Annotated in this window: 3 protein-coding genes and 1 pseudogene; all 4 read left to right on the top strand. The window is 69.8% G+C overall.

Annotated features, from left to right (window positions below; genetic code table 11):
- Positions 1–4,555 (top strand): amino acid adenylation domain-containing protein (locus ACFTZB_RS40760; RefSeq protein WP_378440884.1); only part of this gene is annotated, 4,555 nt, incomplete at its 5' end.
- A 118-nt stretch (positions 4,556–4,673) separates the two neighbouring features.
- Positions 4,674–5,894, top strand: a complete 1,221-nt coding sequence (locus tag ACFTZB_RS40755; protein WP_378440882.1) for a lipase family protein — start codon at positions 4,674–4,676, stop codon at positions 5,892–5,894.
- Between the two features lie 117 nt (positions 5,895–6,011).
- Positions 6,012–6,698 (top strand): SDR family NAD(P)-dependent oxidoreductase, encoded by a 687-nt coding sequence (locus ACFTZB_RS40750; protein ID WP_378440880.1) that lies wholly within the window; start codon positions 6,012–6,014, stop codon positions 6,696–6,698.
- 97 nt (positions 6,699–6,795) lie between these two features.
- Positions 6,796–7,139 (top strand): annotated as a pseudogene (locus ACFTZB_RS40745) (LuxR family transcriptional regulator); the annotation flags it as partial.

Raw genomic sequence — 7,139 nt, 5'->3', positions numbered from 1 at the left:
GGACCACACCGTCGAATACGTGGGCCGCAGCGACTTCCAGGTGAAGATCCGCGGGTTCCGCATCGAACTCGGCGAGATCGACAACGAGATCGCCACGTTCCCCGGGGTCGGCTTCGCCGCGACCCTCGGTGCCCCCGGCCCGTCCGGTGACACGGTGCTGGTGACGTACCTGCTGCCCGTCACGGAAGGAGGCGTCGACCCCGCCGAGCTGACCGCACACCTGTCGACGCGACTGCCCGCGCACATGGTGCCGACGAGCATCATGTTCCTCGACGAGATCCCGTTGACCCCGGTGGGCAAACTGGACCGGTCGGCGCTGCCCGCGCCGGAGTTCCACGTCGCCACCACGGAGTTCGCGCCGCCGACCAACGATCTCGAACGCAAGATCGTGGACATCTTCACCGACGTCCTCGGTCTCGAACGGATCGGCATCGACGACAACTTCTTCGATCTCGGCGGCAACTCGCTGGTCGCGACGCGCGTCACCGCGCGACTGCGGGATGCACTGGACACCGACATCGGTGTGCGGGCGCTGTTCGAGGCCCCCGACGCCCGGTCACTGGCCGAACGCGTCGCCGACAGCGTGAGCGGCGGCGCCCGCCCGGCGCTCGCCCCGGTCGAACGCCCGGACCGGATTCCGCTGTCGCTGGCGCAGAAGCGGATGTGGTTCCTCAACCAGTTCGACACGTCCTCACCCGCCTACAACATCCCGCTGGCGGTGCGGCTGACCGGAACCCTGGACGAGGACGCCCTGCGCCTGGCGATGGCGGATGTCCTCGAACGGCACGAGACGCTGCGCACCGTCTTCCCGACTGTCGGCAACGAACCGACCCAGCGGATCCTGGCCGCCGCCGACGCACAGCCGGACGTCGACACGGTCGAGGTGGACGCGGCGGACCTGCCGCGGCACATCATGGATCTGGTCTCCCGCGGATTCGACGTCAGCACCGACGTCCCGGTCCGGGCTGCCCTGTTCCGGTCGGCGCCCGACCATCACGTGCTGACGATCGTGGTGCACCACATCTGCGCGGACGGCTTCTCCCTGGCGCCGCTCGCCCGCGACGTCATGGTGGCCTACACGTCGCGGCTGGGCGGCGCAGGCCCGCAGTGGGCTCCGCTGCACGTGCAGTACGCCGACTACACCCTGTGGCAGCACGCCGGACTGGGCTCGGAGAACGATCCCGAGTCGATGATCAACCGGCAGTTGCGGTTCTGGTCGGAGACCCTGGCCGGGTTGCCGGACGTCATCCAGTTGCCGACCGACCGGCCGCGCCCCATCCAGCAGACGTTCGAGGGTGATCGGGTCGAGTTCGCGATCGACGCCGACCTCCATCAGCGGCTGACGGCGTTCGCCCGGGCCAACAACGCCACCATGTTCATGGCCGTCCACGCCGCGCTGGCCGTGCTGCTGTCGCGGCTCGGCAGCACCGACGACGTGGTCATCGGCACCCCGGTCGCCGGGCGCGGTGAAGAGGCGCTCGACGAGATGGTCGGCATGTTCGTCAACACGCTGGTCCTGCGGAACCGGATCGATCCGTCCGCGACGTTCACCGAACTGGTGCAGCAGATCCGGGAATCCGACCTGGCCGCGTTCCAGCACGCGGATCTGCCGTTCGAGCGGCTCGTCGAGGAACTGAACCCGACCCGGTCCACGTCGTACTCACCGCTGTTCCAGGTGGCCCTCGAGTTCCAGAACAACGAGAACCCGACGCTGGAACTGCCGGACCTGCGAGTCGAGAACGTGGACCTCGAGACCCGGGTGGTGAAGGAGGACCTCGAGGTGATCCTGGCCGAACGCTTCGACCAGGACGGCGCGCCCGCGGGTGTCGCCGGCGGCCTCGACTTCGCCGTCTCCCTGTTCGACCCCGACACGGCGCGTTCGATCGCGGACCGGTTCGTGCGGATCCTCGCGGCCGTCGTCGCCGACCCGGACCGGCCCATCGGCACCGTCCCGCTGCTCGACGACGCGGAGATCGACGAGATGGTCCCGGCCCGCGGCAAGCCCGACGTGCGGCCCGAGGTGTGGCCGGACCTGCTGACGGCCGCCGCGGCCCTCGACCCCGACTCGGTGGCGTTGTCGTTCGAGGACCGGCAGGTCACGTACCGCGAACTCGACGAATGGTCCAACCGGCTGGCGCGGGTGCTGTGCGCCCACGGTGTCGGACCGGAGACGTTCGTGGCCATCGGTATGCCTCGGTCGATCGAGGAAGTGGTGTCGATCTGGTCGGTGGCCAAGTCGGGTGCCGCGTTCGTGCCCGTCGATCCGACGTACCCGCGGGACCGCATCGACTACATGCTCACCGACTGCAGGGCCTCGGTCGGCCTGACCGTCGCCGGCAGGCGTGACAACCTGCCGGACACGGTGCCGTGGCTGGTGCTCGACGACGAGACGTTCGCCGAGCAGGTCGCGGGTGTGTCCTCGGCGCCGGTCACCGACGCCGACCGCAGGATGCCGCTGCATCTGGCGCACCCGGCGTACCTGATCTACACGTCGGGGTCGACCGGAAAACCGAAGGGGGTCATCGTCACTCACCGCGGCATGGCCAACCTCACCGCGGAGGAACACGAACGGTTCCAGGTCACGCACGAGTCCCGGGTCTCGCATCTGGCGTCCCCGAGCTTCGACGCGTCGATCTTCGAGCTGATGATGGCGTTCGGCGCCTCGGCCCGGGTCGTGATCGTGCCGCCCACCGTCTTCGGTGGCGCCGAGTTGGCCGATCTGTTCCGGCGCAACGAGGTCACGCACGCGTTCATCACGCCGACCGCGCTGTCGTCCATCGAGGACGTGGGGCTCGAGTCGCTGCGGGTCCTCGCGGTGGCCGGCGAGGCCTGCCCGCCGGAACTGGTAGAGATCTGGGGCAAGCACCGCAACATGCACAACGGGTACGGGCCCACCGAAACCACCATTCAGGCGAGCGTCAGCGCCCCGATGCGTCCGGGCGGGGTCGTGAACATCGGCGCCCCCGCGCTGGGCTTCGGTTCGCTGGTCCTCGACGAACGCCTGCAGCCCGTCCCGGCCGGCGTGCCCGGCGAGCTGTACATCACCGGCCCCGGACTGGCACGCGGGTACCACAACCGGTCGGCGCTCACCTCGGAACGGTTCGTCGCCTGCCCGTACGGAGAGCCCGGCCGCCGGATGTACCGCACCGGCGACGTCGTGCGCTGGCGCGGCGACCACACCATCGAGTACATCGGCCGCACCGACTTCCAGGTGAAGGTCCGCGGCTTCCGCATCGAACTCGGTGAGATCGACGCCGTCCTCGCCCGCCACCCCGCGGTCGCGTTCGCGGCCACCATCGGTCACACCGGTCCGTCCGGCGACACGCTCCTCGCGTCGTACGTGCGGGCCGCCGACGGCCACGACCTCGAGCCGGCGGAACTGCGCACCCACGCGTCCGACCGCCTGCCCGCGCACATGGTCCCGTCGGCCGTGGTGGTCCTCGACCAGATCCCGATGACCCCGGTCGGCAAACTCGACCGCAAGGCGCTGCCGGCGCCCGAGTTCGGCACCACCGGCGCGGCCTTCCGGGCCCCGACGACGGCGACCGAACGGATCATCGTCGAGGCCTTCGCAGAGGTGCTGGGAGTGGACCGGGTCGGTACCGCCGACAGCTTCTTCGACCTCGGCGGTAACTCGATCGTCGCCACCCGGGTCGTCACGGTGCTGCAGGAGCGCCTTGGACGGCAGATCCCGTTGCAGTCGATGTTCCTGGATCCGACGCCCGCGGGGCTGGCGCTGCGGATCGACACCGAGAACGCCGCCGGGTCGCCGGTGGACGAGGCGCTCGGCGTCGTCATCCCGCTGCGCCCGACGGGGGAGAAGCCGCCGCTGTTCTGCATCCATCCCGGGATCGGACTGTCGTGGGGGTATGCGGGTCTGCTGCAGCACCTCTCGCAGGACCGTCCGGCGTTCGGCCTGCAGTTGCCGATCATCAGCGGCGGCCCGGCCGTCGACTCGATCGAGCAGCTGGCCCACCAGTACGTGCTGGAGATGCGCAAGGTCCAGGCGCACGGGCCGTACCACCTGCTGGGCTGGTCGCTCGGCGGCGTCATCGCGCACGCCATGGCCGTCGAACTGCGGCGGGAGGGGGAGGCCGTCGACACCCTCGCGCTCATGGACAGCTACGTGGCGAACGGGACCGATCAGGGTCCGGAGAGCCTCACCGTGCCCGAATTGCTGCACGGTCTCGGCCTGGACCTCGAGTCCGTGTCCGGGGAGGAACTCACGTACGAGCGGGCGGTCGAGTTGCTCGACGACGCGTTCGGGCAGAAGACCGGACTGACCCCTCGGCACCTCGAGCGGATCAGCGCCGGGTTCACGAACTCCTCGCGGATCATGAACAACTTCCGACCCCAGGTGTTCGACGGGAACCTGCTGTTCTTCACCGCAGCCGGGTCGGCGGCGACGGGCGAGCATTCACCGGAGGAATGGCGCGATTCGGTCACCGGCGGCATCCGGGAAGTCAAGATCGAGTGCGAGCACAACCAGATGATCGAACCCGAGGTCCTGGCCGTGGTCGGGCCCGTCCTCGAGGACTATCTGGGTACGCACTGACCCGCGTTTTCCGCGGGTGGGCCCGCCCTCTATTGCAGTGCAGTAACGGGCGGGCCCGAATACCGATATCTCCTGCGAACTCGGTGACAATCGATCTCTACCCACAACAGGAGGCGACATGAAGCGCTCACGTATCACGAGCCTCACCGCGAGCGCTCTGTGTGCCGCATTCGTCGCCTGCACCGCGGTCGCGAACGGCGGGGTCGCCTCCGCCCTGCCGATCTATCCCGCCTCCGACCCCGATCCCTTCTACGGGCAGCCGCAGGGTCTTGCGGAGGCCGCGGTCGGCGAGCCGCTCGCGGTCCGCCCGATGCCGCCGCTGCTGGCGTTCCCCGACACCGACGTCTGGCAGGTGAAGTACCGCACCACCAACTCGGAGGACCACCCGATCTCGTCGGTCACCACCGTTCTGGTACCCCGCAACCGGCAGATGAACGGGCCGTTGCTGTCGTATCAGCACATCATCAACGCGCTCGGGCCGCGGTGCGCGCCGTCGCGGACGCTGTACTCGAACGACCCGGACCTCCAGATCAAGGAGGCGCCGGCACTGAACCTCGCGCTGCAGCGCGGCTGGACCGTCGCTCTGCCCGACCACCTCGGCCCGAACAGCGCCTACGGCGCCGCCCGGCTCGGCGGAACCATCACGCTCGACGGCATCCGCGCGGTGCAGCGGGTGCCGGAACTGGCGGTCGCGGAGAGCCCGGTCGCGCTGGCCGGGTACTCCGGCGGCGGCATGGCCTCGGCGTGGGCCGCGGCACTCGCACCGACCTACGCCCCGGAACTGAACATCGTCGGCGTCGCCGAGGGCGGGGTGCCCATGAACATCGGCAAGATGGCCAACGGTCTCGGCATGCAACCGCATCCGGCGTTCGGTCTCGCGATGGCGGCGGCGCTCGGACTGGAGCGGGAGTACCCGGACAAGCTGCCGATCAGCGAGCAGCTCAACGACCGCGGACTGGCGATGCGCGACGAGATGGTCAACGCCTGCACCAACGGCATTCTCGCGGCCGGCGCAGGCCGCAGCGCCACGGAGGTCGCCAAGACCACCGACCTGATGAGCAGTCCGCAGGCCTGGGAGGTGCTGAACGAGAACAGCGTCGAGCTGTACCCGGGAGTTCCGACCGCACCGATCTTCGAATGGCACAGCCCGACCGATGTGCTCATCCCGGTCGATTCGATCGAGGCGACCATCGCCCGGTACTGCGCCGCGGGCGCCACGGTGCAGTCGGACCTGTTCCCGAGTCCCGATCACCTGACCACGGCCGTTCTGGGTCTGCCGACCGCCCTGGACTACCTGGACGCTCGCTTCCGCGGCGACCCGGCGCCGTCCAACTGCTGACCCGGTAGGTGCCGATCGGCGGCGGGCCCCCAGGCTCGTCGCCGGATTGTGTTCTGCCCGTGCGCAGTCCGAAATGTTGAGCGTTTGAGCAGATCTACCAGGGGGTATCCCGAAGCCATGCACCCCAGCACACGCACCGCAGTCGTGACGGGATCTGATTCGCCGATGGGCCGCGCCGTCGCCCTGGCCCTCGCGGGAGACGGTTTCGACGTGGGCCTCGCCTATGCCGCGGACCGGGAGAGCGCCGAAGCCACGGCCGCCGACGTCGAATCCAGATCGGTGCGCGCGGCCGTGCAGCGTATGGACCTGGCCGACCTGCCCGGCTCCGCTGCCGCCGTCGACGAGTTCGCCCGGGACCTGGGCGGAATCGGCGTCCTCGTCAGCTGCCCCGGCAGCACCGCCGTCGAGTGCATCCAGCGCGCCGTGCGGTACATGATCGCCGGTGGCGGGGGCGGACGGATCGTCAACGTCACCACCTCCGCGTCCGGTCTCGGCGGGCTGACGGGTCTGCTCGCCGCCGAACTGGCGCGGTACTCGATCACCGTCAATTCGGTGGTGGTGCCCGCGGTCGAACCGGACTTCGCGGCGCCCGGCCCCGACGATCGGGAAGTCGCCGGCGTGGCGTCGTATCTGTGTGCGCCGGCCGGAATGTTCGTGACCGGTGCCGCGTACGTGGTCGACGGCACGAGGATCGCGATGATCCCGCACAGCCTGACCGAGGCCGGTGCGTTGCGTCCGCCCCGCCGGGCAGGCCGCATCCGGTCCTACACCGGCCGCTGGGCGCCCACCCGCTGGACGCGGTGATCCCGTCCGCGGGTCCCTTCGAAACCCGCGGACGCGCAGCCGAAAACACGGACGCGCAGCCGAAAGCGTCGTTGCCCCCGCACACCGGGAGTACCGTGTGCGCAGGGGGCTGCGAGTCGAGAGTGACGGTGTGATGCCGGCGGCAGTGAAGGGCACAGTGGGAAACCTGCCCCACGAACTGACGAGTTTCGTCGGCCGTCGCCGTGAGGTGACCGAGGCGCGACGACTGCTGTCCGTGTCCCGTCTCGTGACGCTCGCCGGGATCGGGGGTGTCGGGAAGACGCGGCTGGCGTTGCGGGTGGCCGCCGATGCGAGCCGCGCCTTCGAGGACGGGGTGTGGCTGGTCGAGTTGGGGGAACTCGACGACGACACCACCCTCGTCGACGCCGTCTCGTCGGCGCTGCGACTGCGGGAGCAGCGCGCCGGGAACCCGGAAGTGCT

Origin of the sequence: Rhodococcus sp. NPDC057014 (genome assembly GCF_042673295.1) — a bacterium.
Classification (GTDB): Bacteria; Actinomycetota; Actinomycetes; order Mycobacteriales; family Mycobacteriaceae; genus Rhodococcus_F.
This window is presented reverse-complemented; position numbering and strand designations above follow the sequence as displayed.

Excerpts from the sequence above, each read along its gene's own strand:
- ACFTZB_RS40750 (WP_378440880.1), top strand. The coding sequence starts at position 6,012 with ATGCACCCCAGCACACGCACCGCAGTCGTGACGGGATCTGATTCGCCG.
- ACFTZB_RS40755 (WP_378440882.1), top strand. The coding sequence starts at position 4,674 with ATGAAGCGCTCACGTATCACGAGCCTCACCGCGAGCGCTCTGTGTGCC.